General features: G+C 73.6%; 21 protein-coding genes. 5 read left to right on the forward strand and 16 right to left on the reverse strand.

Translation table 11 applies throughout. The annotated features are described in order from the left end of the window. Positions 1 to 497: 497 nt before the first annotated feature. On the reverse strand, positions 498 to 1,091 hold the full coding sequence (locus GTY84_RS08295) for a YceI family protein (protein WP_161225495.1): 594 nt from the start codon (positions 1,089 to 1,091) through the stop codon (positions 498 to 500). A 298-nt stretch (positions 1,092 to 1,389) separates the two neighbouring features. On the opposite strand from GTY84_RS08295, the gene GTY84_RS08300 reads away from it, so the two are divergent. After that, the gene (locus tag GTY84_RS08300) at positions 1,390 to 2,973 is read left to right on the forward strand and encodes an acyl-CoA carboxylase subunit beta (protein ID WP_161225496.1); all 1,584 of its coding nucleotides are present in this window, start codon (positions 1,390 to 1,392) and stop codon (positions 2,971 to 2,973) included. Between the two features lie 17 nt (positions 2,974 to 2,990). Continuing rightward, positions 2,991 to 3,185, forward strand: coding sequence for an acyl-CoA carboxylase subunit epsilon (locus GTY84_RS08305; RefSeq protein WP_161225497.1), 195 nt, complete (start codon positions 2,991 to 2,993; stop codon positions 3,183 to 3,185). 62 nt (positions 3,186 to 3,247) lie between these two features. Here the strand turns inward: GTY84_RS08305 and GTY84_RS08310 are convergent, their stop codons facing one another. The 15 genes from GTY84_RS08310 to GTY84_RS08375 all read right to left on the reverse strand — a co-directional run bounded on the left by GTY84_RS08310 (position 3,248) and on the right by GTY84_RS08375 (position 20,552). Continuing rightward, positions 3,248 to 4,798 carry a hypothetical protein gene (locus tag GTY84_RS08310; protein ID WP_161225498.1) on the reverse strand — a complete coding sequence of 517 codons (1,551 nt, stop codon included), beginning with the start codon at positions 4,796 to 4,798 and terminating at the stop codon, positions 3,248 to 3,250. After that, positions 4,795 to 5,595, reverse strand: a complete 801-nt coding sequence (locus GTY84_RS08315) for a PP2C family serine/threonine-protein phosphatase (RefSeq protein ID WP_161225499.1) — start codon at positions 5,593 to 5,595, stop codon at positions 4,795 to 4,797. Before GTY84_RS08315 ends, GTY84_RS08310 begins: the two co-directional genes overlap by 4 nt. Beyond that, entirely contained in the window at positions 5,592 to 6,380 is a 789-nt protein-coding gene (locus tag GTY84_RS08320) for a hypothetical protein (RefSeq protein ID WP_161225500.1), read from the reverse strand. Before GTY84_RS08320 ends, GTY84_RS08315 begins: the two co-directional genes overlap by 4 nt. A 57-nt stretch (positions 6,381 to 6,437) precedes the next feature. Next, complete coding sequence (locus tag GTY84_RS34535) at positions 6,438 to 7,811, reverse strand: hypothetical protein (protein ID WP_161225501.1); 1,374 nt, start codon at positions 7,809 to 7,811, stop codon at positions 6,438 to 6,440. Between the two features lie 4 nt (positions 7,812 to 7,815). After that, positions 7,816 to 8,289: a hypothetical protein gene (locus tag GTY84_RS08330; RefSeq protein WP_161225502.1), complete on the reverse strand. Its 474-nt coding sequence runs from the start codon at positions 8,287 to 8,289 to the stop codon at positions 7,816 to 7,818. Continuing rightward, entirely contained in the window at positions 8,279 to 9,490 is a 1,212-nt protein-coding gene (locus tag GTY84_RS08335) for a serine/threonine-protein kinase (RefSeq protein ID WP_161225503.1), read from the reverse strand. The genes GTY84_RS08330 and GTY84_RS08335 overlap by 11 nt, the downstream gene beginning before the upstream one ends. Before the next feature lie 194 nt (positions 9,491 to 9,684). After that, complete coding sequence (locus tag GTY84_RS08340) at positions 9,685 to 10,266, reverse strand: ATP/GTP-binding protein (protein WP_161225504.1); 582 nt, start codon at positions 10,264 to 10,266, stop codon at positions 9,685 to 9,687. Beyond that, positions 10,247 to 10,822, reverse strand: coding sequence for a DUF742 domain-containing protein (locus GTY84_RS08345; RefSeq protein WP_161225505.1), 576 nt, complete (start codon positions 10,820 to 10,822; stop codon positions 10,247 to 10,249). The genes GTY84_RS08340 and GTY84_RS08345 overlap by 20 nt, the downstream gene beginning before the upstream one ends. A 96-nt stretch (positions 10,823 to 10,918) precedes the next feature. Further along, positions 10,919 to 11,332: a roadblock/LC7 domain-containing protein gene (locus GTY84_RS08350; protein WP_004983065.1), complete on the reverse strand. Its 414-nt coding sequence runs from the start codon at positions 11,330 to 11,332 to the stop codon at positions 10,919 to 10,921. A 10-nt stretch (positions 11,333 to 11,342) separates the two neighbouring features. After that, a complete protein-coding gene (locus GTY84_RS08355; RefSeq protein WP_161225506.1) occupies positions 11,343 to 14,861 on the reverse strand; it encodes a nitrate- and nitrite sensing domain-containing protein in 3,519 nt (1,172 codons plus the stop codon). After that, positions 14,858 to 14,989 (reverse strand): hypothetical protein, encoded by a 132-nt coding sequence (locus tag GTY84_RS34540; RefSeq protein WP_265294547.1) that lies wholly within the window; start codon positions 14,987 to 14,989, stop codon positions 14,858 to 14,860. The genes GTY84_RS08355 and GTY84_RS34540 overlap by 4 nt, the downstream gene beginning before the upstream one ends. Positions 14,990 to 15,265: 276 nt before the next feature. Beyond that, positions 15,266 to 15,841, reverse strand: a complete 576-nt coding sequence (locus GTY84_RS08360; protein ID WP_161225507.1) for an ATP/GTP-binding protein — start codon at positions 15,839 to 15,841, stop codon at positions 15,266 to 15,268. Next, complete coding sequence (locus GTY84_RS08365) at positions 15,822 to 16,220, reverse strand: DUF742 domain-containing protein (RefSeq protein WP_003997626.1); 399 nt, start codon at positions 16,218 to 16,220, stop codon at positions 15,822 to 15,824. Before GTY84_RS08365 ends, GTY84_RS08360 begins: the two co-directional genes overlap by 20 nt. A gap of 111 nt (positions 16,221 to 16,331) precedes the next feature. Beyond that, positions 16,332 to 16,745, reverse strand: a complete 414-nt coding sequence (locus GTY84_RS08370; RefSeq protein ID WP_003973453.1) for a roadblock/LC7 domain-containing protein — start codon at positions 16,743 to 16,745, stop codon at positions 16,332 to 16,334. A gap of 9 nt (positions 16,746 to 16,754) precedes the next feature. Then, positions 16,755 to 20,552, reverse strand: a complete 3,798-nt coding sequence (locus tag GTY84_RS08375) for a sensor histidine kinase (RefSeq protein WP_161225508.1) — start codon at positions 20,550 to 20,552, stop codon at positions 16,755 to 16,757. Positions 20,553 to 21,154: 602 nt separating this feature from the next. Here GTY84_RS08375 and GTY84_RS08380 point away from each other — a divergent pair. From GTY84_RS08380 to gltX, 3 genes are all read left to right on the forward strand, one after another. Continuing rightward, the gene (locus GTY84_RS08380) at positions 21,155 to 21,346 is read left to right on the forward strand and encodes a hypothetical protein (RefSeq protein WP_161225509.1); all 192 of its coding nucleotides are present in this window, start codon (positions 21,155 to 21,157) and stop codon (positions 21,344 to 21,346) included. 308 nt (positions 21,347 to 21,654) lie between these two features. Further along, on the forward strand, positions 21,655 to 22,431 hold the full coding sequence (locus tag GTY84_RS08385; RefSeq protein ID WP_161225510.1) for a fumarylacetoacetate hydrolase family protein: 777 nt from the start codon (positions 21,655 to 21,657) through the stop codon (positions 22,429 to 22,431). Continuing rightward, entirely contained in the window at positions 22,424 to 23,908 is a 1,485-nt protein-coding gene (gene gltX, locus GTY84_RS08390; protein ID WP_161225511.1) for a glutamate--tRNA ligase, read from the forward strand. Before GTY84_RS08385 ends, gltX begins: the two co-directional genes overlap by 8 nt. The last annotated feature ends 37 nt before the right edge of the window (positions 23,909 to 23,945 follow it).

Genomic DNA, 23,945 nt, shown 5'->3' on the forward strand with positions numbered 1-23,945 from the left:
CGCTGAGACGGCGTGGCGTGCTTGCGGGGCGCTGTCGCGTCCCGTGTCGCCGGGTCACTGGGAGCCGGGGCCGGGGTGGCCGGCGGTGGGACACCCGTTCCCCCCGGGCCGCCCGCTCGCTTCTTCCCCGTGCTGGAGCGGGCCGGGTCAAGGGTGGCCCGCAGGGCCATCGCCGCAGGCGACGCGCAGCGCCCTTGACGCGGCCCGTGGAAGCACGACCCTGGCAGGGAAGCGGGCGGCCCCCACGGTCACCTCTCCGGTGCCGGGTGCGCGCGGAGTACCTCTTCCCGCCGCGCTCCCGCCGCGCTCCCGCCGCGCTCCCGCCCTCTTCCCGGAGGCGCGGGCACCTTCCGGTCCCGTCCGGACATGGCCGTGCACTCCGACGGCGTATCGCGTGTCGAGGTGCAGGACGGTCATGGCGGGACGCGGGTCCCGGGTCCTTCTGCGGCGGCGGCACGGCAGGGCCCGCGGGCGGTCTCCCGGGGCCCCCGACGGCCTCACGCCTGCTTGATGGCGGAGATGTCGAAGTTGAGCTTGATCTTGTCGGACACCAGGACGCCGCCGGTCTCCAGGGCCGCGTTCCAGGTCAGGCCCCACTCGGAGCGCAGGATCTCGGCCTTGCCCTCGAAGCCGACGCGCTCGTTGCCGAAGGGGTCGGTCGCGGCGCCGTTGAACTCCAGGTCGATGGTGAGGGACTTGGTGGTGCCGAGAATGGTCAGGTCACCGGTGATGCGGTAGTCGTCGCCGCCGAGGGCCTCGGCCTCGGTGGAGCGGAACGTCATGGTCGGGAACTCCTCCGTCTTGAAGAAGTCCGCGCTCTTGAGGTGGCCGTCCCGGTCGGCGGAACCCGTGTCGATGCTGTCCATCGTGATGTCCAGCGCCGCGGTGGACGCGGAGGGGTCGGTGCCGTCCAGGTGCAGGGTGCCGCTGAAGTCGAGGAACTTGCCCTTGACGTTCGTGACCATGGCATGGCGGGCGACGAAGCCGATCGTGGTGTGCGACGGGTCGATGGTGTAGTCGCCGGTGACGGCGGCGAGGGCCGGGTTGACGGCGGCGGGGGTGGCGGCGGACTTCTTGCCGAAGATGCCCATGATGATCTCCTAAGGTTTGGTTGAACATTGAATCAATCGGACGGGCTCGACTGTAGTGGCATTCCGTTGAACTTTCAACCTTCTCTTCGCGTCACTCCGGAGGTGGTATGAACCGCGGGGGAATGTGAGGTGCCTCTCGGGTGGCTGCTTTGTGCGACCTCCACAAGGGTCGGGGGCTCTGAGCAGTCGAAACGGCCCAAAGTGGGGTGGCTCCTGTTCAGGATTACCAGGAAATCGCGCTGAGGACTGTTCGGAGTCGACGGCTCGCAAACGGTGTCCGGGTTCGTAGAGTCGCTGCATGACCGTTTTGGATGAGGCGCCGGGTGAGCCGACGGACGCGCGTGGACGGGTGGCCGAGCTGCACGGGATCCGTGCGCAGGCGCTGGCCGGGCCGAGCGAGAAGGCGACCGAGGCGCAGCACGCCAAGGGCAAGCTGACGGCGCGGGAGCGGATCGGGCTGTTGCTGGACCCGGATTCGTTCAGTGAGGTCGAGCAGTTGCGGCGGCACCGGGCGAGCGGGTTCGGCCTGGAGGCGAAGCGGCCGTACACGGATGGTGTCGTGACGGGCTGGGGCACGGTGGAGGGCCGGACGGTCTTCGTCTACGCGCACGACTTCCGGATCTTCGGCGGTGCTCTGGGCGAGGCTCATGCGGCGAAGATCCACAAGATCATGGACATGGCCATCGCGGCCGGTGCTCCGCTGGTGTCCCTGAACGACGGCGCGGGCGCGCGTATCCAGGAGGGCGTCTCGGCGCTGGCCGGGTACGGCGGCATCTTCCAGCGCAACACCAGGGCGTCGGGGGTGATCCCGCAGATCAGCGTGATGCTGGGGCCGTGTGCGGGTGGCGCGGCCTACAGCCCGGCGCTGACGGACTTCGTGTTCATGGTCCGTGAGACCTCGCAGATGTTCATCACCGGTCCGGACGTCGTCAAGGCGGTCACCGGTGAGGAGATCACCCAGAACGGCCTCGGCGGTGCCGATGTGCACGCGGAGACGTCGGGCGTGGCGCACTTCGCCTACGACGACGAGGAGACGTGCATCGCCGAGGTGCGCTACCTCCTCTCCCTGCTCCCGCAGAACAACCGGGAGAACCCGCCCCGCACCGAGTGCGCCGACCCCGCCGACCGGCGCGGCGAGACCCTCCTCGACCTGGTCCCCGCCGACGGGAACCGGCCGTACGACATGGCCAAGGTCATCGAGGAGATCGTCGACGACGGCGAGTACCTGGAGGTCCACGAGCGCTGGGCGCGGAACATCATCTGCGCCCTGGCCCGTCTGGACGGACAGGTCGTCGGCATCGTCGCCAACCAGCCGCAGTCCCTGGCCGGCGTCCTGGACATCGAGGCGTCCGAGAAGGCCGCCCGCTTCGTGCAGATGTGCGACGCCTTCAACATCCCGATCCTGACCCTGCTGGACGTCCCCGGCTTCCTCCCGGGCGTCGACCAGGAGCACGGCGGGATCATCCGGCACGGCGCCAAGCTGCTGTACGCGTACTGCAACGCGACCGTGCCGAGGATCTCCCTGATCCTGCGCAAGGCGTACGGCGGCGCCTACATCGTCATGGACTCCCGGTCCATCGGCGCCGACCTGACCTACGCCTGGCCGACCAACGAGATCGCCGTGATGGGCGCGGAGGGCGCGGCCAACGTCGTCTTCCGCCGCCAGATCGCCGCCGCCGAGGACCCCGAGGCCATGCGGCAGAAGATGGTCAAGGAGTACAAGGCCGAGCTGATGCACCCGTACTACGCGGCCGAACGCGGCCTCGTGGACGATGTCATCGACCCCGCCGAGACCCGCGAGGTCCTCATCCGCTCCCTCGCGATGCTCCAGACCAAGCACGCCGACCTGCCCAGCCGCAAGCACGGCAACCCGCCGCAGTGACCCGAGGAGCCATGTCCATGAGCACTCCCGACATCCGTGTCGAGAAGGGCCACGCCGAGCCCGAGGAGGTCGCCGCGATCACGGCCCTCCTGATGGCCCGCGCCGCGGCCCGCCCCGCCGAGCTGGCGCCGTCCCACGGCGGCAGGGTCCGGGCCGGCTGGCGCCGCCTGGAGCGCGAGCCCGGCTTCCGCGCCCCGCACAGCTGGCGCTGAGCGTCCCGCGTCCCTGGGAAGGGCCGGCACCCCGTCCGGGGTGCCGGCCCTTCCCTCGTGGGTCAGAACACCGCCCGCACCGCGGTGACGATGCCCCAGACCAGCAGGGCGAGCAGGCCCACCAGGATCAGCAGTCCCGCACAGGTGGCGCCGACGCCCACGGGCTCCTCCGCGTGCGCCGCCCCGTCCGCGCCGGGCTCCGGCTCGGGCCCGACGGTGCCCGCGCCGGGCTCCGGTGCCGTGGGCGAGGCCGGTCCCGGGGGCGTGGGGCCGCCGGTGGCGTGGGGAGGCGTACCGGTGCCGGACGGGCCGGACGCGGACGGCCCGCCGGACGGTGCCGTCGTCCCGGTCCCGCCGGACGGGGCCGGTCCGCCGGAGGCGCCCGCCGCCGAGGTCCCGGGGGCGGCGCCCGCCCCCGGCGCCCCGGAGGACCCGGGCGCCCCGGCCGCGGCCGAAGCGGAGGCCCCCGCCGGGGCGGACGCGGAGGCCCCCGCCGAGGCCGAGGCCGACGCCTGGGCCGACGGGGTGGCACGCGCCGACCACGCCGCCGATCCCTGGCCGGGCACCCGGCCCCCCAGCGCGGTGAACGGGTCCGACTGGCGGTCCGCCTGCCGCCGGCACCACGGGCAGGCGGTGAGATGGCCGCCGTACCAGTGCACCGGCACCGCGGGGCACTGGAGGACCCGGGCGCGGGCCTCGTCCAGCGCGTCCAGCCAGGCCGTGGACCGGGGCCGCCGCTCCGGATTCCGCAGCCCGGGCCCGAACGCCTGCCTCGCCAGCCGCAGCAGTTGCGGCGGCACCACCTCGGGCGGCAGCAGTTGCGCGGGCGTCACCACCCGGTCCGGGTGGAGCAGGAACGAGGTGCCCGCGAGGATGTTGTCCTTGCGCGTCGACTCCTCGGTCCCGTACTTCGGCGCTCCGTCGAACGGGTGATTGCCGCCGGTGAGCAACTGGTAGACGAGCACGGCGAGGGCGAAGTCGTCCGAGTGCGCGGTCGGCTGCTCACCGGCGTGCCGCTCGGGCCCGGCGTAGTCGTCGGTGAAGACGTCGCAGCCGAAGTCCTCCCCGGTCAGCGCGTCCCGGAAGGCGAAGGAGTCGCAGTCCAGGAGGGTGATGAAGCCCCGCTGGTCGGCGACGGCGTTGGTGCTGGACAGATCGCCCACCACGAAGCCCTCGGCGTGCAGTCCCGCCGTCATGTAGGCGAGGTTCGCGGCCACCCCGAGCAGGAACCTCCAGTGCGCCTGCCCCTCGAAGCGGCGCAGCCGCACCTGTTTCTGCAGCAGCCCGGTGAGCGGGATGTGCGAGGAGGGCAGGCGGGGCATCCCGTAGCCGACCGGGCGCCCGCCGGCCTCGACCAGCGAGGTCGGCCACACCAGCAGCGGCGGCTGGTCCGGCAGCAGGTGCTCCCGCTCCAGCGGCCGGGCCCGTAGCATGGCCGCCAGCCTGCGGAGCTGCGCGTCGTCGGGGGAGCGGTCGTAGATCTTGACGACGAGGTCGTCGCGGTCGCTCACGCCCCAGACGCTGCCCTGGCCGCCCTGCCCGAGCGGCCGCTGTTCGCGCAGGACCCGGGTGCCGTCGCCGAAGGCCAGGTCGGTGGTGTCGTACGCGTTCATGTCCGTACCGCCCACAGGAGAGTCTTGTCGTCACCGGTGACCCGGCTGATCTGGTCCGAGGCGAGGAACGCGGCCAGCCACCGGTCCTCCTCGGCGCGGTCGTACGCGGGATGGGAGAGACGCTCGAAGAGGTGGCCCACGAAGTCGTCGTGGGGCAGCGGCGCGGCGGCCCCGCTCCGCTTGAGCAGGGCGTTGGTCAGGCCGTCCGTGGACAGCAGCACCCCGTCGACGCCGTCGTCGCGCACGCAGTCCACCCGGGCCTGCTCCAGGGCGCCGGGGGAGCCGACGAAGACGGTCTCGTTGGCGTACTCGCTGCGGGCGGCGGGGCGGGGGAGCAGGTGGTAGGCGCTGCCGTCGCCCTCCCCGCCGGTGCGCAGCAGGACGAGCCCGTCGCCGACGGAGAGCTGGCCGAGCCAGCCCTCGCCCGCGACGACCACCGTCAGGGTCGTCGCGTACAGGGAGGGGTCCGGGCCGCAGCGGCGCAGGAACTCGGTGCGGACGAGGCGGAAGGCCTCGGTGAGGTGCCGTCGGCGTGCCTCGGGGTCGGGCAGCCGGGCCCAGGGCGTCGCCAGGGGGAGGAAGGCGTTCATGGCCATCCCCACCACGGCGCGCGAGCCGTTCTGGGAGTAGGGTGCGCTGCCCGCGCCGTCGGCGACGGCCAGGACCAGGCCGTCCGGGGTCCGCTCGTAGTCCCAGGCGTCCTGGCAGGGGAGCCGGTCGCGCAGGTGCCGGTAGCCGGTGGCGCTGATGCCGTGCACCCGCCAGCGGCCGGGCGGCCGGGGGAGGGCTCCGCTCACGCGGGCACCTGCCCGCCGCCCCGGCGGTTCTTGAGCCGGGCGAAGATCTCGTGGAACTCCGCCTCGTCCGCGCCGCCCTGGGTGGCCCTGGCGCTGTGCGACATCGCCGCGAGCAGCTCCTTGAACGGGAAGCCGTCCAGCCAGGCGTGGTACTGGGGGGCCAGCTCCTTCAGGACGTCCTCCGCCCCGGTGTGCCGCTCGCCGACGCCCACGGCGAACAGCCGGAAGCGGCGCTCCTCCTCCGCGCGGCGCAGCTCGGGGAGCAACTCCCGGTAGCCGTAGGAGAACTTGCCGGTCTCGTCGCTGGGGTAGCCGTCGGTGACCACGCAGATCTGCGGCCGGTAGTAGGTCAGGCCGGAGGTGCGCAGCCCGGCCTTGTAGTCGGCGACGACCTCCATGGCCAGCCGCAGTGCCCGGTCCAGCAGGGTCACGCCGTGCGCCTTGAGGAGCGGCGGCCGGAACTCGTGGGCGGGTACGAAGGGGCTCTGCGGCCACACCGGGGCCGTCCGGCCGAGCGGTATGTCGCCCTGCCAGACGGTGATCTGCTCGCTTCCGCCGAAGGTGATCACGGCGACGTCGACGGCGGCGCTGAGCGCCATGTCGTCGACCAGGCTCTTCGCCCAGGAGGCCAGGGCGCTGTTGAGCGCGGTGATGGCGCCGTTGTTGGAGAGCGAGCTGGAGGTGTCCAGGCACAGCAGCAGGGGGAGCCGCTGGGCGCTGTCGAACTCGAAGCCCGTGTACGGCATGGGCAGGGGGGGTTCGGCGGAACCTGGGTTGGCAAACACGACTTCTCCGTGGTGCTGTCGCGGGATGTGGACGGTGGAGCGGTGGTGCGGGCGGGTTCAGCCCAGGGGGTAGGCGTCCAGGCGGGGCGGGTCGAGCGAGGGGTCGGCCTCGATGCGGACCAGGGTGCCGGGACCGGGGAAGCGGGTCGAGGGGCCGTGCCAGCGGGCGCGGTGCAGGGCGCCGCCCCAGCTCACATAGCCCTGGGGGCGCAGCCAGGTGAGGGCGGTGGCGGTGCGGCCCCCGGGGCCGAGGGGGAGGGTGTCGTGGTCGTGGGGCCCCTGCCGGTGGGTGGCGGGGAGCGGGGCGGAGGGGGCGGAGGCCCGGGGCGGCCCGGCCCCGTCGCCGGGCCCGGAGGGGGAGCGGTCGTACGGGCCGGTCCGGAGAGGCCGGGGCGCGGTGCGGTGCGCACCCTGGGGTGCCTGGGGTGCCTGGGGTGCCTGGGGTGCCTGGGGGCGCGGGGCGGCGGGGAGACGGGCGCCGTGGCCGTGCTCGGGCCTGCCGGGGCCGTCGGCGCGCCCGCCCCGTCCGTCGGTCCGCTCGGGGCGGTCGCCGGGGGCCGGGCCCGGGGAGGCCGGGAGGGCGGTGCCGGGGGCCGGGGTGCGGTCCGGGTGCCCGTCGGCCGGGGTCGGGGCGCCGGTGGGGCCCGGGCGGTCGGACGGGGACCCCGGGGCGCCGGGCGTTCCGGGCGGGGGAGGGGAGCCGTGCGGCGCGGACGGCGGGGGGAGGGCGGTGCCACAGGGCGGCGTCCGACCGGACCGCGGATCGGACCGGGTATCGGCCGGGGGATCGGACCGGGGGGAGAGGGCGGACAGGGCCCGGCCGGCCAGCAGCCCCGAGTACCGCGCCAGCCGTGCCGCGTCGGAGGCCAGCCGCCGTCCCGTCCGGTCGCCGGGCGGGCGGGGGTCCTCCGGGGCCGGGCGGGGGTCCTCCGGCCCGGGCCGGGGCTCCTCCGGGACCCACCGGCCCGGCTCGGCCGGGGTGCGGCGGTCCCACCCCGCCGGGAGCCGGTGGTCCGGTCCTCCGGGGAGGCGCGGGTCCCACCGGTCGCCGCGGGGGTCGGTGCGGGGATCCTCCTGGGGGAGTCCCCGGTCCCACCGGGGATCGGTCCCGGGGGTTGCCCGGGTGTCGTTCCGGTCCCACCGGGACTCCTCCCGGCGGTCGTTCCGGTTGCGCCGAGCGTCCCGCGGGGAGTCCCGCCGGGGGCCGGTCCCGGGGGCCGGCCGCGGGACCTGTGCCTCCCGGCCCCAGGGGTCCCGCGCCGCGGGCGGGTGCTGCCGGGGCGCGCGTCCGTCGTCGGGCCGCCGCTGCTCGGGCTCCTGCCCGGGGCGGGGCGGCCGGGTGTACGAGGTGCCCGTGAGCGTCCAGAGCACGGCGAGCACGACCAGCATGACGGCGGCCAGCCCGGCGAGCGGCAGGATCAGGGTGGTCAACGGCTCACCTCCGCGGGTCCTGGTCGGCACCGCCCGGCAGGATCCGGCCGAGGTCGCCGCACTCGGAGAGCAGCCGGGTGGCCCGCTCCAGCAGGTCGTTCAGCGTGGCCGCGAAGTCGGTGGGGGCCATGTGGGCGGCGAGGGGCAGGGTCGACACGGCGGAGAGCAGCAGCAGTTCGGTGCGGTCGTAGCCGAGGACGGCCGTCGGGTTCACCTCGCGGGCGTTCCAAGCGGTGGCCGCGGCGGCGGTCGCCGCCAGCCGCTCCCGCGTCACCAGGGTGCCGTCGGTGATGATCAGCACCAGGGTCCGGCCCGTGGGGGTGAGGCCCACGGTGTGCTTCCGGGTGGGGCGGCCGGTGAGGATGTCGACGTTCAGCCCGCCCTGCTCGGTGGTGGCGCGGGCACCCCGGCGCCGGGCCCAGCCGCGGGCCAGCGTCTCCCAGCCGCCGTGCAGCGGGACCAGTGGTTCAGTGGTCATGGCGCACCAGCGCCTTCCTGATCAGAGCGGGGGTGAGGCCGGCGTCGAGGAGCCCCGCGGCGACGGCGTGCAGCACACAGCCGCCGTTCTGCCCCGGCAGATGGCATTCATGCGCGCCGTCCGCCATCTCCCGCGACGCGTCCCGGGGTTCGGCCCCGGAGAACCCGCTGACGGCCCCGCTGACGGCCCCGCTGAGGGCCGCGCCGTCCGCCTCGCCGTCGCCCCGGCCCGGTCCGCTCCCCGACCCGTCGCCGGGCCGGCCGCCCGCCCCGCCCGGAGCCCTCCCGCCCTGCTCCGGCGTTCCCGGCGTTCCCGGCGCTCCCGGTGGTCCTGGCGGCCTCCGCAGGAGCAGCCCCGTCCCGGACGGGCCGTCCCGCTCCGCCTCCCGCCGGGCGGCCTCCTCGGCCCCGCAGGCCGTGAGCGCGCTCATCACCCGCTGGGGTCCCGGCCGGGCGAGCGGGTCGTGGGCGAGGCACTCGGCGACCAGCCGCCGCAGGGAGCCGCCCAGGCCGCCGAGGTCGGGCCGTTCCCGGCGGCGGATGCGGTCGTCGGCGGCCTGGCCCTGGCCGAAGGGGAGCATGCCCGTCGCCGCGTAGGTGAGGACGGCGCCGAGGGCGAAGACGTCCACGGCGGGCGACGGCTTGTGCCCCGCCAGTTGCTCGGCCGCCATGTACCCGGAGGTGCCGAGCTGCACCCCGGGGTCGGTCAGTCCGCTCACGGCGGCCGCCGAGCGGGCGATGCCGAAGTCGATGAGGCGCGGTTCGTCGCCCTCGAAGAGGATGTTGCCGGGCTTGAGGTCGCGGTGGATCACGCCCCGCTCGTGCACGGTGGCGAGCGCCTCGGCGAGCATCAGCCCGAACCGGATGACCGCGCGGGTGTCCAGGGGCCCCTCGGCGTGGACGCGCTGGCGCAGCGTGGGTCCGTCGACGTACCGGGTGGCGAGCCAGAGCGGCGGGCGCTGGGTCTCCGCGGCGTAGACCGGCACGGTGTACGGGCTGTGCACCTCGCGCAGCGCGGCGACCTCGCGGGCGAACCGTAACCGGATCTCCGGGTGTTCGGAGAGGCTGTCCCTGATGACCTTGACCGCGAGGCGTTGTCCGCCCGGTGTGCGGCACAGGTAGACGACGCCCATCCCGCCGCGGCCCAGCGGTTCGATGACGGTGAAGTTCCCGATGCGCCGCGGGCCGGTGTGCATGTCCATGTGTCCCCCTGCGACCCGTGGGGAACCGGCGCACCCCTCTGGGTCAGCGGTTCACCACGGACGGTCAAGTTACCAAGGATGCCCCGGGGCTGTGCAGGTTCCGGACGGAAAAAAGGACCGTGCCCGCTCTGTCGGGAGGGGGCACGGTCCGGGTCCGTCGGGCCGCGCGGGGGCCGGGCCCCGTCGGACAGCACCTAGCGCAGGCGGGCCATGAGGGCGTGCTCCACCAGGGTGATCAGGGTCGACTTGGCGTCGGCGCGGTGCCGGGCGTCGGTGGTGATGATCGGTGTGTCGGGGCCGATCTGGAGCGCCTCGCGGACCTCGTCGGGGTTGTACGGCTGGCTGCCGTCGAAGCCGTTGAGCGCGATGACGAACGGCAGGCCGCTGTTCTCGAAGTAGTCGACCGCGGGGAAGCAGTCGGCGAGCCGCCGCGTGTCGACCAGGACGACCGCGCCGATGGCGCCGCGCACGAGGTCGTCCCACATGAACCAGAAGCGGTCCTGGCCGGGGGTGCCGAACAGGTAGAGGATCAGGTCCTGGTCGAGCGTGATGCGGCCGAAGTCCATGGCGACCGTGGTGGTCGTCTTGTCCCCGGTGTGGGTGAGGTCGTCGATGCCCGCCGAAGCGGATGTCATCACGGCCTCCGTGCGCAGCGGATTGATCTCCGAGACGGCGCCCACGAACGTGGTCTTGCCCACGCCGAAGCCGCCCGCCACCACGATCTTCGCTGAGGTGGTGGAGCGGGAAGGACCGCCGCTAGAGCTTGCGAAGTCCACTGAGCACCCTTTCGAGCAGTGTCACGTCTGGCTGGCCGCCGGCGCTGTCGTCGCCGCCGGGCTGATGGATGGCGACCAGTCCCGCCTCCGCCAAGTCGGCGACGAGGATCCTGGCCACGCCGAGAGGGATCGCGAGCAGGGCCGAGATCTCGGCCACCGACTTGATCTCCCGGCAGAGATGGCAGATCCGCTGATGCTCGGGCAACTGACCCTGCATCTGGTGCGGTTGCGCGGTGGTGTGCACCAGTGCCTCGATGGCGAGATGGTAGCGGGGCCTGGTGCGGCCGCCCGTCATGGCGTACGGGCGCACCAGGGGGTTGTTCGCCGACCCCGAGGGGGCCGGTGCCGGAGCACGGCGCTGCGGCTGGACGCGGGGGGCGTGCGGCTGGTCGTACGGCTGGTCGTACGGTGAAGGGCCGGGGCCCTGCGGTGCGTACGGCTGCCCGTGGTGGGGTCCGGAGGGGTAGCCGTATCCGTGTGCCGGGCCGCCGCCGTGTCCCCGACCGGGACCGTACGGCCAGTTGTCCGACGACGGAACGCCTGGGGGTGTTGCCACTTTTCTCCTCCTCCGACTGTGCCTGGCGCCCATCCCTTGTGGAGCCGCGTCCCGAAACCTTAAGGCCCCGGGACGCCAAAACGCACGGTCCGGCCCCTAGTTGAGGAGGCTGCCCTGGAGTTCGGCCCGCAGGTCCGGTGTCAGCACCGTGCCCGCGCGGTCCACCAGAAGGGCCATCTCGTACCCAATGAGACCGATGTCCGCTTCGGGGTGGGCGAGGACGGCGAGGGACGAACCGTCGGAGATGGACATGATGAAGAGGAATCCCCGCTCCATCTCCACAACTGTCTGATTCACGCTGCCGCCCTCGAAGATCCGCGAGGCGCCGGCCGTCAGCGAGGTCAGGCCGGAGGCGACGGCGGCGAGCTGGTCGGCGCGGTCACGGGGGAACCCTTCGGACATCGCCAGAAGGAGTCCGTCGGCGGAGACCACCACCGTGTGGGACACCCCCGGGGTGTTGTCCACGAAGTTGGTGATCAACCAGTTCAGGTTCTGTGCCGCCTGGCTCATCGGGCTCACACTAACGCTCCTGGTCGTAGGTGCTGTCAGGACCACGCTGTTCACTGGTTGTGGCCTGGGTGTTCTGTTCACTGCCTGCGTTGCGGCCCCGTTCGACGCCGCGCCGCAGGTTGCTCAGCCTGCCCCGGATGTCCTCCGGGGCGCGGGAGATCTGCGGGCCGTTCTGGAGCGTGGTCTCGGCGGTTCCCTCGACCAGATTGGCCTTGGGCACCCGCCTCGGCAGACCGGAGGGGGTGATCCCGCCCGCCTTCGGCTTGCGCAGGCGCGAAGCCTGCTGCCAGCGCTCGTCGTTGGCGGACCGCCAGTCGCCGTCGCCCCTGCCCGCCTCGGCCGCGGGCGGCGTTGCTCCGCGGTCGGCGCGCGGTGCCCCGCCCGGTCCGCCCGCGGCGGAACCGCGGCGCGGAAGGCCGGCGTCGGTGAGCTCGTGGACGGCGGAGGTGGCCGGTCCCGGACGGTCGAAGCCTACGCGGTCCGCATCGTTCCCGTCAGAGGTCCGCCCGGCGTCCCCCTCGGGGGCGCCGGCAGGGTACTGGGCGGGGTGGTCGCTGGGGAAACCGTCCGGACCCGGCCGGTCGTGCAGGGGGGACCCGTGGCCGGGAGGGGACGCCGGGCCGCCGGGCGCGGGGGCCTGCGGGGCGCCGGGCGCGTAGTACGCGGACGGGTCCCCGTGGACCTGTCCCGGGACGCCGCCGTCGTACGCGGCGTGCGCGGCCCCGGACGGGTCGGCGTACCCGGCCCGCTGGTCGCCGGGTCCGGCCTGCTGCCCGGCGTACCCGGCCTGCTGCGGCTGTCCGGCCTGATCGCCGTACCCGGTCCCGTCGCCGTACCCGGCCTGATCGCCGTACCCGGCCTGCTGTTGCCCCCACCCGGTCCCGTCGCCGTATCCGGCCCGGTCCGCGTATCCGGTCCGTTCGTCGCCGTACCCGGCCGCCGGGTCGCCCCCGTCCGCGTACTGCCCGCCGTGGGAAGCGCGCGGCCCCTCGTAGGCCGCCGGGCCGCCGTGTCCGGCCGGGCCGCCGGGGGCCGCCGGGCCGGGGTGCCGGTGGGCGCCGGGGTACGGCTCCCGCCGGGCGTCCGCGCCCGGGTCGTGGGCGGAGGGCGGTGCGGGGAAGCCGTCCCCGCCGGAGGACGTGGCCCCGGCGGACGAGGCGTTCCCGGCGGAGGGGGCGGGGTACTCCGTGCCGGGCTCCGCGGAGCCGTTCCGGGGCCCCAGGGCGGCGCGGCGCCCCCCGCGGTGCAGGGAGCGGCCCACCGGGCCCGGCCGGGCCCCGCCGCCGTCGGCGTAGCGGCTGTCGTCGAAGCCCAGTTCGGCGGCGGTGCGCTGGGGCTGCTGGGGGCGGCCGGAGCCGTCGCCCCGGGCGTCCTGCTCGGGGATGATCTGGGAGACCGTGAACTCGTCGCGCTGCTGCTGCTCCCCGCCGCCACCGTGGGTGATGGCGTCCGGCAGCATGACCAGCGAGGTGGTGCCCGCCTGCTCGCCGGAGGGGCGGAGCTGGACGCGGATGCCGTGCCGGTCGGAGAGCCGGCCGACCACGAACAGGCCCATGCGCTGGGAGATCGCGACGTCCACGGTGGGCGGGTTGGCCAGCTTGTGGTTGATGTCCGCGAAGTCCTCGGCGGTGAGGCCGATGCCCTTGTCGTGGATCTCGATGACGACCCGGCCGTCGGGCAGCCGGGTGGCGGTGACCCTGACCTTGGTCTGCGGGGAGGAGAAGGTGGTGGCGTTCTCCAGCAGCTCGGCCAGCAGGTGCACGAGGTCGGTCACGGCCCGGCCGTGGATGTCGGCCTCCGGTACCCCGGACAGCTCGATGCGCTCGTACTGCTCCACCTCGGAGGAGGCGGCGCGCAGGATGTCCACCAGCGGCACCGGCCGGTCCCAGCGGCGGCCGGGCTCCCCGCCCGCGAGGACGAGGAGGTTCTCGCCGTTGCGCCGCATCCGGGTGGCGAGGTGGTCCAGCCGGAACAGGTTCTCCAGTTGGTCCGGGTCGGCCTCGTGGTTCTCCAGATGGGTGATGAGGCCGATCTGGCCCTCGATCAGCGACTGGTTGCGCCGGGAGAGGTTGGTGAAGATGGCGTTGATGTTGCCGCGCAGCAGGGCCTGCTCGGAGGCGAGCCGGACGGCCTCGCGGTGCACCTGGTCGAAGGCGCGGGCGACCTCGCCGATCTCGTCGGTGGAGGAGATCGGCAGCGGCGCGACCCGGGTGTCGACCCGGCCCGGGTCGGTCCGGGAGAGCTGGTCGACCAGCATCGGGAGGCGCTGTTCGGCGATGCCGAAGGCGGCGTTGCGCAGCTCGCGCATGGAGCGGCTCATCTGCCGGGCGACGATCCCGGCCAGCACGAACGCGGCCAGCAGGGCGATGACGACGGCGGCGCCGGTGAGGTAGGCGTCCCGTTCGGCGTCGTCCGCGACGGCGGCGGCCTCGGCCACCGCGTTGTCCGCGAGGGCGGCCTCGATCCCGCCGTAGGCGTCGAACTTGAGGGTCGTGACGGCCCACCAGTTCTCGGGGGTGATGCCCCGCTGGGCCAGCGTCTGCCGGGCGGCGGCGTCGGTGGAGTCCAGCCGGGCCAGCTCGGAGACCATGGTGGCCGGGTCGGCGGGCGGAGGGGTGCCGCCGGGGTTCTTGGCGCGGGCCTCCTGGACGAGGGCCGCGATGTCGTCCTTGACCTTCTTCTCGGCGTCCTTCAGGTTCCGCGCGTCCTGCTCGGTGCCGCCGCCGAGGTACTCCTCGGCGGCGATCCGCTCCAGGTAGGCGTAGGAGGAGAGGGCGACGCGCTGGCTGGCCAGGTGGCCGGGGTCGGGGCCCGGCCGGATCAGCATGTGCATGCCGATGGAACGTTCCAGCGACAGCGCCGCCTTGGTCAGGGAGACGGCGTAGACGGTGCGGCCGTAGGAGGTGACGTTGCCGGTGCCCAGGCCCAGTTCGTTGGCGAACTCCATGAGCGGGTGGGCTACGCCGGTGTAGCCCTCCTCCGTCTCCACGCCCTTCAGTTCGGAGGTGTAGGCGGCGGCGCGCAGCGACTGGAGGCGGGGCTCCTCGGCGCGGAAGACCTTGAGCCGGCGTTCGAGCCGGGGCGTGCCGGGCATGGCGCGCGCGGCCTCGTCGAAGGCGTCCGCGGCGTCGTCGGTGGCCCGGCGGGCCTTGGCGACCTCGGCGTCCCGTCCGCCCCCGCCCCGCAGCAGGGGCTCGGCGCTGACGTCGCGTTCGTGGTAGAGCGCTCCGGCGTAGCCGATGGAGGCGCGGACCAGGCGCGCGGTGCTCTCGGCGTCGTCCGCGTCCTGCCAGGTGTCGAGGGAGCCCTTCACCTGGACGCCGCCCAGGACGAGGCCGACGGCCACGGGTATCAGCAGGATCGCGTTGAGCCGGGTGGCCACCCGCCAGTTGCGGGGGGAAAGGCGTCCGCCGCGCGGGGCGGGGGCGGGGGCCGCCGGCGGTTCCGGCACGGCGGACCCGTCCGCCGCCCGCGGCGGGGTGAAGTTGCCCCGGGCCGATGGCTCGGGGCCGTTCGTGCTTCGCCTCACTCGACCAGCAACCTCTCCGCGGTCGGCACCTGCGTCGTGCCGCTGTGAATCAGGGCCCTGTTCGCCATCGCGTACGCACTACCGCTGAGTACGGCGGGGGCTGCGGGGCGGTCCTGGCATTCCAGCACGACCGGCTGTGCTCCTCCAAACAGTCGGATTCGCGGGTCACATGTGAGGTAAGCCCTACGTAAAACGGTCAAAAAGAGCGAGGCCCGCGCAAAAGACGGGCCCCCTGTACGCGCAGCGGCACGGGGTGACCGCGACGCGTGTCGGTGCCACCCGATTTCCTCTGCCGAAACGTTATGAACAGCGAAGCCGACCGTGTCGAACGACACAGTCGGCTCCTACCGGCCTACGGCAACTGCCGTATGGCGTTGCCGACTTGGCTGTGACCTGGACCGGAGCTACCGCAGCCGGGCCATGAGCGCGTGCTCCACCAGGGTGATCAGCGCGCTCTTCGCGTCGGCGCGGTGCCGGGCGTCGGTGGTGATGATCGGCGTGTCGGGGCCGATCTGGAGCGCCTCGCGGACCTCGTCCGGGGTGTACGGCTGCTGGCCGTCGAAGCCGTTGAGCGCCACGACGAACGGCAGGCCGCTGTTCTCGAAGTAGTCGACGGCCGGGAAGCAGTCCGCCAGCCGGCGGGTGTCGCAGAGCACGACCGCGCCGATGGCGCCGCGCACCAGGTCGTCCCACATGAACCAGAAGCGGTCCTGGCCGGGGGTGCCGAACAGGTAGAGGATCAGGTCCTGGTCGAGCGTGATGCGGCCGAAGTCCATGGCGACCGTGGTGGTCGTCTTGTCCCCGGTGTGCGTGAGATCGTCGATCCCGGCGCTGGCGGAGGTCATCACGGCCTCCGTGCGCAGCGGGTTGATCTCCGAGACGGCGCCCACGAACGTGGTCTTGCCGACCCCGAAGCCGCCGGCCACCACGATCTTCGCGGAGGTGGTCGCCCGGCCTCCGTCAGAGCTTGCGAAGTCCACTGAGCACCCTTTCGAGCAGTGTCACGTCCGGCGCACCGCCATTGTTCTCATCGCCGCCCGGCTGGTGGATGGCGACGAGCCCGGCCTCCGCGAGGTCCGCGACGAGGATCCGGGCCACACCGAGTGGCATCGACAGCAGGGCCGACACCTCGGCCACCGACTTGACCTCACGGCACAGGTGGCAGATGCGCTGGTGCTCGGGAAGCAGTCCCATGAGCGCTGCCGGGTCGGCCGTCGTGCTGATCAGCGCCTCGATGGCGAGCTGGTAGCGCGGCCTCGTCCGGCCACCGGTCATCGCGTAGGGACGTACCAGCGGTTGGTCGCCCTCGTCCTCGTACGGCTCCGCGTACGGATCATGAGAGGCGGTGGGCGGGGTCATGAGTCCTCCGGGCGGGACAGCAGGTGGGTCAGTCGTGCCGTCTGACAGGGCCGGTGGGGGGAATGTGGCGGCCGGACGGTGATGTGGTGACGCGGGTGGTGCCGGGACCGATCAGTGCAGCAGACTTCCCTGTAGCTCGGCACGCAGATCGGGGGTGAGCACCGCGCCCGCACGGTCGACCAGGAGGGCCATCTCGTAGCCGACCAGGCCGATGTCGCACTCCGGGTGCGCGAGCACGGCCAGGGACGACCCGTCGGAGACGGACATCAGGAAGAGGAAGCCGCGCTCCATCTCCACGACCGTCTGGGCCACGTTGCCGCCCTCGAAGATCCGGGACGCCCCGGCGGTCAGCGAGGTCAGCCCGGAGGCGACGGCCGCGAGCTGGTCCGCGCGGTCCCGGGGGAACCCTTCCGACATCGCCAGAAGGAGTCCGTCGGCTGACACGACGACAGTGTGGGACACGCCCGGGGTGTTGTCCACGAAATTCGTGATCAACCAGTTGAGGTTCTGTGCCGCCTGGCTCATCTGGCTCAACTAACGCTCCTGCTGGTGAGTGGGCCGCGGGTGGCTGCCGGTCTGGTTGGTACCGGCCTGACGGCCCTGTGCGATTCCCCGACGGAGATTGGTCAGCCGGCCGCGCACGTCGTCGGGCGCACGCGAGACCTGCGGACCGTTCTGGTGCGACTGCTGCTGCGCCGTACCCGGGACCAGGTTGGCCCTGGGCACCCGGCGCGGCAGGCCGGAGGTGGTGACTCCACCCGCGGCGGGCTGCCGGACGCGCTCGGCCTGCCGGACGAGGTCGTCGTTGGGCGAGCTGCGCCAGGTGGAGGCGGCGGGCCGCTGGGGGGCCGCCGGGGTCTGTGGCGGAGACTGCGGGTCCGCGGCGGGGGCCGGGGCGTCGACCTGCGGGCGCCGGTCGCCGTGGAACCAGTTGGTCTCCAGGGTGTCGTACAGCGGCGTGCGGCCGTCGCCGGGCCCGGAGGCCGGCGGCAGGGCCCAGCCGTCGGCGGGCCGCTGCGCGGGACCGGCGGGCTCGGGCTCGTGGCCGTCGGGCCGCCGCTGCGGGGCGCCGTGGTCGCCGCCGTACGGGGTGTCGGGCTGCGGCCGGTCGAACTGCCCGGTGGCGTCGGCCCGCGGGCGCTCCGGCAGGGCGTGCTGCCCGGTGGAGCCGTCGCGGTAGCCCTGGGGGGCGCCGAACGCGGCGGTGGACGCCGGGTCCTGCGGTCCGGGGCGGCCCTGGTCGGCGGAGTGCGGGCCGAAGACGTCGGGCCGGACGAACGGGCCGTCCTGCCGCGGGGCGCCGGGCTCGGCGCGCGGGAACTGGTCGTCCCGGGGCGCGTGCCGCTCGTCCCGGCCGTACGGCGCCGGGTCGGGATGCTGGTACCGGCCGGTGTCCTGGTCCGCGCCGGGGCCGGGGGCCGGGGCGCCGAAGTCGGGGCGGGTGAACTCTGTGGTGGCGCCGGGGCCCTGGACCGCGGACGGCACCTGGGGCTCGCCGAACCGGGGCTCGTGGAACCGGGACACGGCGGGCAGCTCGGTGGTCGCGGCGGCCTCCTCGTGGCCGCGCGGGGTGTCGGGGGCGCCGGGCACGGAGGGCCGCGCGTTCTCGTCGCTCCAGCTCGGCACCCGCGGCGGCGGGTTGCCGCCGGGCAGCTCGGCCCGCGGTCCGCCGCGCGGCGGGAGCTGCGGACGGTGCTCCTGCCCGTCCTCGCCGCCGCGCTGCGGGGGCACCGGGGCCCGGCCGTCGCCGAAGGCATCCTGGCCGTGTGCGGCGGGGGTCTGCGGGGCGGGGGCCTGCGGGGCGGGCGCGCCCGGGCCCTGCGGGCCCAGCGGTCCGCCGCCGAACGCCTGTCCCGCTCCGGCGCCCGCCGGAGCCGGGCGGCCCTGGTAGGGCGCCGACGGGGGCTGCGGTCCCCGCTGCCCGCCGAAGCCACCCGGGCGACCGCCTCCGTCCCGGCCGGGCAGCGCGGCCCGCGGGCCCTGGGCCGCGCCGAGCCGGCCGCCGCCGGGAGCACCGGCGCCGAACGCGCCGCCGCTGCCGAAGGCACCGCCGGCGGGAGCACCGCCGGGGCCGCCCTCGCCGTTGCCGTTGCCGCCGCGCCGCGCCGCCGCGGCGCCCGCCGCCGCCTGCGCGGCGGCCGGGCCGCCGACGCCGGGCTGGCCGGGCTTGGGCTGCGGCTTGCGGCCGCCCTGGGCGACGTCGACGGGCAGCATGACCAGCGCGGTCGTGCCGCCGGAGTCGGAGGGGCGGAGCTGGATGCGGATGCCGTGGCGCTGCGAGAGGCGGCCGACCACGAACAGGCCCATGCGGCGGGAGACGGAGACGTCCACGGTGGGCGGCGAGGCGAGCCGCTCGTTGATCGCGGCCAGGTCCTCGGGGGACAGCCCGATGCCGGTGTCGTGGATCTCGATGAGCACCCGCCCGTCGGGCAGCGCGTGACCGGTGACCTTGACCTTGGTCTGCGGGGAGGAGAACGAGGTCGCGTTCTCCAGCAGCTCGGCGAGCAGGTGGACGAGGTCGTTGACGACCCGGCCGGCCACCTCGGTGCTCGGCACGGCGGCCAGTTCGATGCGCTCGTACTGCTCCACCTCGGACGCGGCGGCGCGCAGCACGTCGACCAGCGGCACCGGGCGGGTCCAGCGGCGGCCGGGCTCCTCGCCCGCGAGGACGAGGAGGTTCTCGCCGTTGCGGCGCATGCGGGTGGCGAGGTGGTCGAGCTTGAACAGCGAGGAGAGCTGGTCGGGGTCGGCCTCGCGGGACTCCAGCTCGGAGATGAGCGAGAGCTGGCGCTGGATCAGGCCCTGGGAGCGGCGCGAGAGGTTGGTGAACATCGCGTTGACGTTGCCCCGCAGGAGGGCCTGCTCGGCGGCGAGCCGGACCGCCTCGCGGTGCACGTCGTCGAAGGCCGCGGCCACCCGGCCGATCTCGTCGCGCGAGTGCACGCCGACGGACTCCACGGAGGTGTCCACGTCCTGCGGGTCGCTCTCCGAGAGCTGCTTGACCAGCTCGGGCAGGCGGTCCTGGGCGACCTTGGTCGCGGTGTCCTCCAGGCGGCGCAGCGAGCGGATCATGGACCGCGCCACGACGAACGCGCCGACCAGGGAGACGCCGAGCACCAGCAGGATCAGGACACCGGAGACGATGGCCTCCTGCTCCGACTCGCTGCGCAGCTCGCGAGCCTGCTGCTCCATGTCCTCCAGGAGCTTCAGCTCGATGTTCTTCATCTGCTGGATCTTGGTGGAGCTGTCGTCCAGCCAGTCCTGGTAGGAGCGCTTGGCCAGGTTGTTCAGGCCGTTCTTGTCGTCGAAGGCCCGACCCGCGTACTGGTCGGAGGCCTCGATGACCGGGTTGCCCTGGGAGATCGGCTTGAGGAGGTCCTCGGCGCCGTTGCCGTAGATGCTGGTGAAGCTGCGGATCTCGGACTTCTGGCCCTGCAGCGCCGACTGGGCGTAGAGCCGGTCGTTCTCGGAGAGCCGGCCCTTGTCGGTGTTGTTGGCCGGGAGGGCGGCGGCGAGCACGGCGCGCTGGACGGAGGCGTACTCCTTGGCCGAGGAGAAGGCCGACAGGGCGCGGGTGCGCTGGATCATCTCCGGGTTGCTGGTGGCCTCGGCCATGTCCTGGGAGAGGTCCAGCAGATGGGTGATCAGCCGGTGGTAGCCCTCGACGGTCTGGGTCGAGTTGCCCTTGGACTGGTAGGCGGTGCTGCGGATGCGCTCCAGGCCGTTGAGGTCGCTGGCGATGCCGACGAGGCTGTCGCGGACGCCGACGAGGTTGCCCTCCTTGCTGGCGGCGTCGATGGCCTGGGACCGGTCGAGGAAGTTCTTCCGGGCGCGGTCGGTCTTCTCGCGGTCGCCCTTGACGGCGATGGTGCTGGTCTTCGAGCCGTGCGCGAGCGGACCGGCCGACTGGTCGCGCTCCTCCTGGAGCGCGGCGGCCAGTTCGGTGGCCTGCTTGGTCATCTCGGTCAGCAGCTTCATGTTGTCGAGCTGCTGGATGTCGTCCATCGACTGGTTGATGCGCATCGCGCCCAGCGAGGTGGCCGCGACCACCGGCAGCGCGAGCAGCGAGACCAGACGGGTGGAGATCCGCCAGTTCCGCAGGGCTATTCGCGGCCCGGGGCCGGGGCTCTTGGCCCGCTTCGGGGCCGCGGCCGGGCTGTCCGCCACGGCCGGGGAACCGGTCGTCCCGGGACGCCCGCCGTGGTCACCGGCCGGGGTCTGACCCTGGTTGTGGGCGTGCTGGGGCGAGGAGCCGACGGCCTTGGGGCCAGTCCCGCCGTGCGGCTCCGGCTCGGCCGAAGCACTGCCATCCCTCTTGAAACGTCCCTGCACTAGCGTCGCAACCTCTGAACCAGGCGCCCCTCCGCGTGAGCGGACGGACACGGTGTCGGCACCATGGGAACGCCCTGAATGCGTCCTCGTGGTGGTCGTGAAAGACCGGCCTCGGAATTTCCCCCTCGTGCCGCCGCGCGGCGCTCCTGTGCGCCCCCCTGTGCGCCGGCCTCGATCCCCGCGGCGGTTCCGTGGAATTCCAGCACAGTGCAGGATCTCCAACAAGGGCAACGGCCCAGGGCGTTGCATACGTGACGGGCCGTGAGGGTCGTATCACCTCATGTAGAAGATGATCGGGTGCATTTCGGGCGTACCGCAACAACCCGTTGACCTGGGAAGAGTGTCCCAGTGATCATGATCAGGAGAGGAATGGGCGGCTTGGAAGGGGAATGTCCTCTTCGCCCCCGTGGAGGCGAGGGTTGAATTGACCGTTTTACCCCTGCTTGAGTGAGGAAACTCACACCCCGGTCGCGGCATCTCCCGGACGGGCGGGGGAATCGCGTGTTTAGCCTGACGCTTTACTGAGAAGGCACAACCGACCACCCGCGCCCTCGGGAACCACCCCGGTCGGCGCCCGGACAGGACAGGGTTTCCCCACCACCGTGAAGACCACGACGACGTTCCCCAAGACCGCGAACCCGCGCCGCACCACGCTGGCACACCTCGAGAACGCCGAGGCGCTGCGCACGCCGGAACCGCCGGAGCACGCCGTCGAGCTGCCCGCCCAGACCGCCAACCCCCGGCGCACCATCCTCATGGAGATCCCCGCCCCGGCCGTCGCCGTCGCCGAGTAGCGGCGGCCCCCGGGGCTCCGGCCCCCTCCGGGCCCGCCCCGGCCCCGGCCGGACCCCCGCCGTCGATCCCCGGGCCAACCCCCCCCGTCGCCCCGGGTCGCCCCCGTTGACCCCGGTCGCCCGCCTGCGGGCCCCGCCGCGGCCCGCCCGCACCGGAGCGCCGCCGGGCGGCCGCCCGGCCCTCGCGGCGGCCCGCCACGCGGGGATTCCCCCCGGCGGACGCGGCGACCGCGCGCGGGCCGCGGCCCCTGCCGCGTTAGCCTGGAGGCTCAGACTCCAGCCGGTCCAGTCAAGGGGCGACACCACCCGTGCGCATCGCCAGGTTCTCCATCGACGGCAACGTCGCGTTCGGCGCGGTCGAGGGCGACCAGCCCGACGAGCTGGTCCTCGACATCATCAAGGGCATCCCCTTCGCGGACTTCGAGCTGTCCGGCACCAAGGTGCCGCTGAGCAAGGTGCGGCTGCTGCCGCCGGTCCTGCCGAACAAGGTCGTCGCCTACGGGCGCAACTACGCCGAGCACGCCCATGAGCTGGACAACGCGGTGCCCGACGTCCCGTTCGCCTTCTTCAAGCCGTCCACCTCGGTCATCGGCCCCGGCGACGCCGTCCAGTACCCCGCGTACAGCGAGGAGCTGCACCACGAGGCCGAACTGGCCGTCGTCATCAAGCGCATGTGCCGCGAGGTCCCGCGCGAGCGGGTCAAGGACGTCGTCCTCGGCTACACCTGCGCCAACGACGTCACCGCCCGCGACGTCCAGCGCCGGGAGAAGCAGTGGGCCCGCGCCAAGGGCTTCGACACCTCCTGCCCCCTGGGCCCCTGGGTGGAGACCGACCTCGACCCCTCCGACCTGGCCATCCGGCTCACGGTCAACGGCGAGCAGCGCCAGCTCGGCCGCACCAGCGAGATGATCCACCCGGTCGAGGACCTCATCGTCAACATCTCCGAGGCGATGACGCTCCTCCCGGGTGATGTCATCCTCACCGGCACCCCCTCCGGTGTCGGCCCCCTCCACGTCGGCGACGAAGTCGCCGTCACCATCGAAGGCATCGGCACTCTCACCAACAAGGTTGTCAAGCGTGGCTAGCGCACCCGGCACTCCCGTACGCGTCCGTTTCTGTCCGTCCCCCACCGGCAACCCCCACGTGGGCCTGGTCCGCACCGCCCTGTTCAACTGGGCGTTCGCCCGGCACAACGAGGGCACCCTGGTCTTCCGCATCGAGGACACCGACGCGGCCCGCGACTCCGAGGAGTCCTACGGGCAACTGCTGGACGCGATGCGCTGGCTGGGCTTCGACTGGGACGAGGGCCCCGAGATCGGCGGCCCCCACGCGCCCTACCGCCAGTCGCAGCGCATGGACGTCTACGCCGACGTCGCCCGCAGGCTCCTGGACGCCGGCCACGCCTACCACTGCTACTGCTCCCAGGAGGAGCTGGACACCCGCCGCGAGGCCGCCCGCGCCGCCGGCAAGCCCTCCGGCTACGACGGGCACTGCCGCGAGCTGAGCGCCGAGCGGGTGGAGGCGTACGTGGCGCAGGGCCGCGAGCCCATCGTCCGGTTCCGGATGCCCGACGAGGCGATCACCTTCACCGACCTCGTCCGCGGCGAGATCACCTACCTCCCGGAGAACGTCCCGGACTACGGCATCGTCCGCGCCAACGGGGCCCCGCTCTACACGCTCGTCAACCCCGTCGACGACGCCCTCATGGAGATCACCCACGTCCTGCGCGGCGAGGACCTGCTCTCCTCCACCCCGCGCCAGATCGCCCTGTACCAGGCGCTGATCGAGCTGGGCGTGGCCAAGGGGATGCCCGCCTTCGGGCACCTGCCGTACGTGATGGGCGAGGGCAACAAGAAGCTCTCCAAGCGCGACCCGCAGGCGAGCCTCAACCTCTACCGCGAGCGCGGCTTCCTCCCCGAGGGCCTGCTGAACTACCTCTCGCTGCTCGGCTGGTCCTTCTCCGCCGACCAGGACATCTTCTCCATCGACGAGATGGTGGCCGCCTTCGACGTCGCCGACGTCAACCCCAACCCGGCGCGCTTCGATCTGAAGAAGTGCGAGGCGGTCAACGCCGACCACATCCGGATGCTCGACGTGAAGGACTTCACCGAGCGCTGCCGCCCCTGGCTGACCGCCCCCGCGGCCCCCTGGGCCCCGGAGGACTTCGACGAGGCCAAGTGGCAGGCGGTCGCGCCGCACGCGCAGACCCGGCTGAAGGTGCTCTCCGAGATCACCGAGAACGTCGACTTCCTGTTCCTGCCGGAGCCGGTCCTCGACGAGGCGAGCTGGGCCAAGGCGATGAAGGAGGGCTCGGACGCCCTGCTGCGCACCGCCCGCGAGAAGCTCGACGCGGCGGACTGGACGTCGCCCGAGTCCCTCAAGGAGGCGGTCCTCGCCGCGGGCGAGGCGCACGGCCTCAAGCTCGGCAAGGCGCAGGCCCCCGTCCGCGTCGCCGTCACCGGCCGCACCGTCGGCCTGCCGCTCTTCGAGTCCCTGGAGATCCTGGGCAAGGAGAAGGCGCTGTCCCGCGTGGACGCGGCCCTGGCGAAGCTGGCGGCGTGACGCGGAGCGTCTGACCCGGCGCGCGTGAGGGGCGGCC

It is taken from the genome of Streptomyces sp. SID8352, from assembly GCF_009862265.1.
GTDB lineage: Bacteria > Actinomycetota > Actinomycetes > Streptomycetales > Streptomycetaceae > Streptomyces.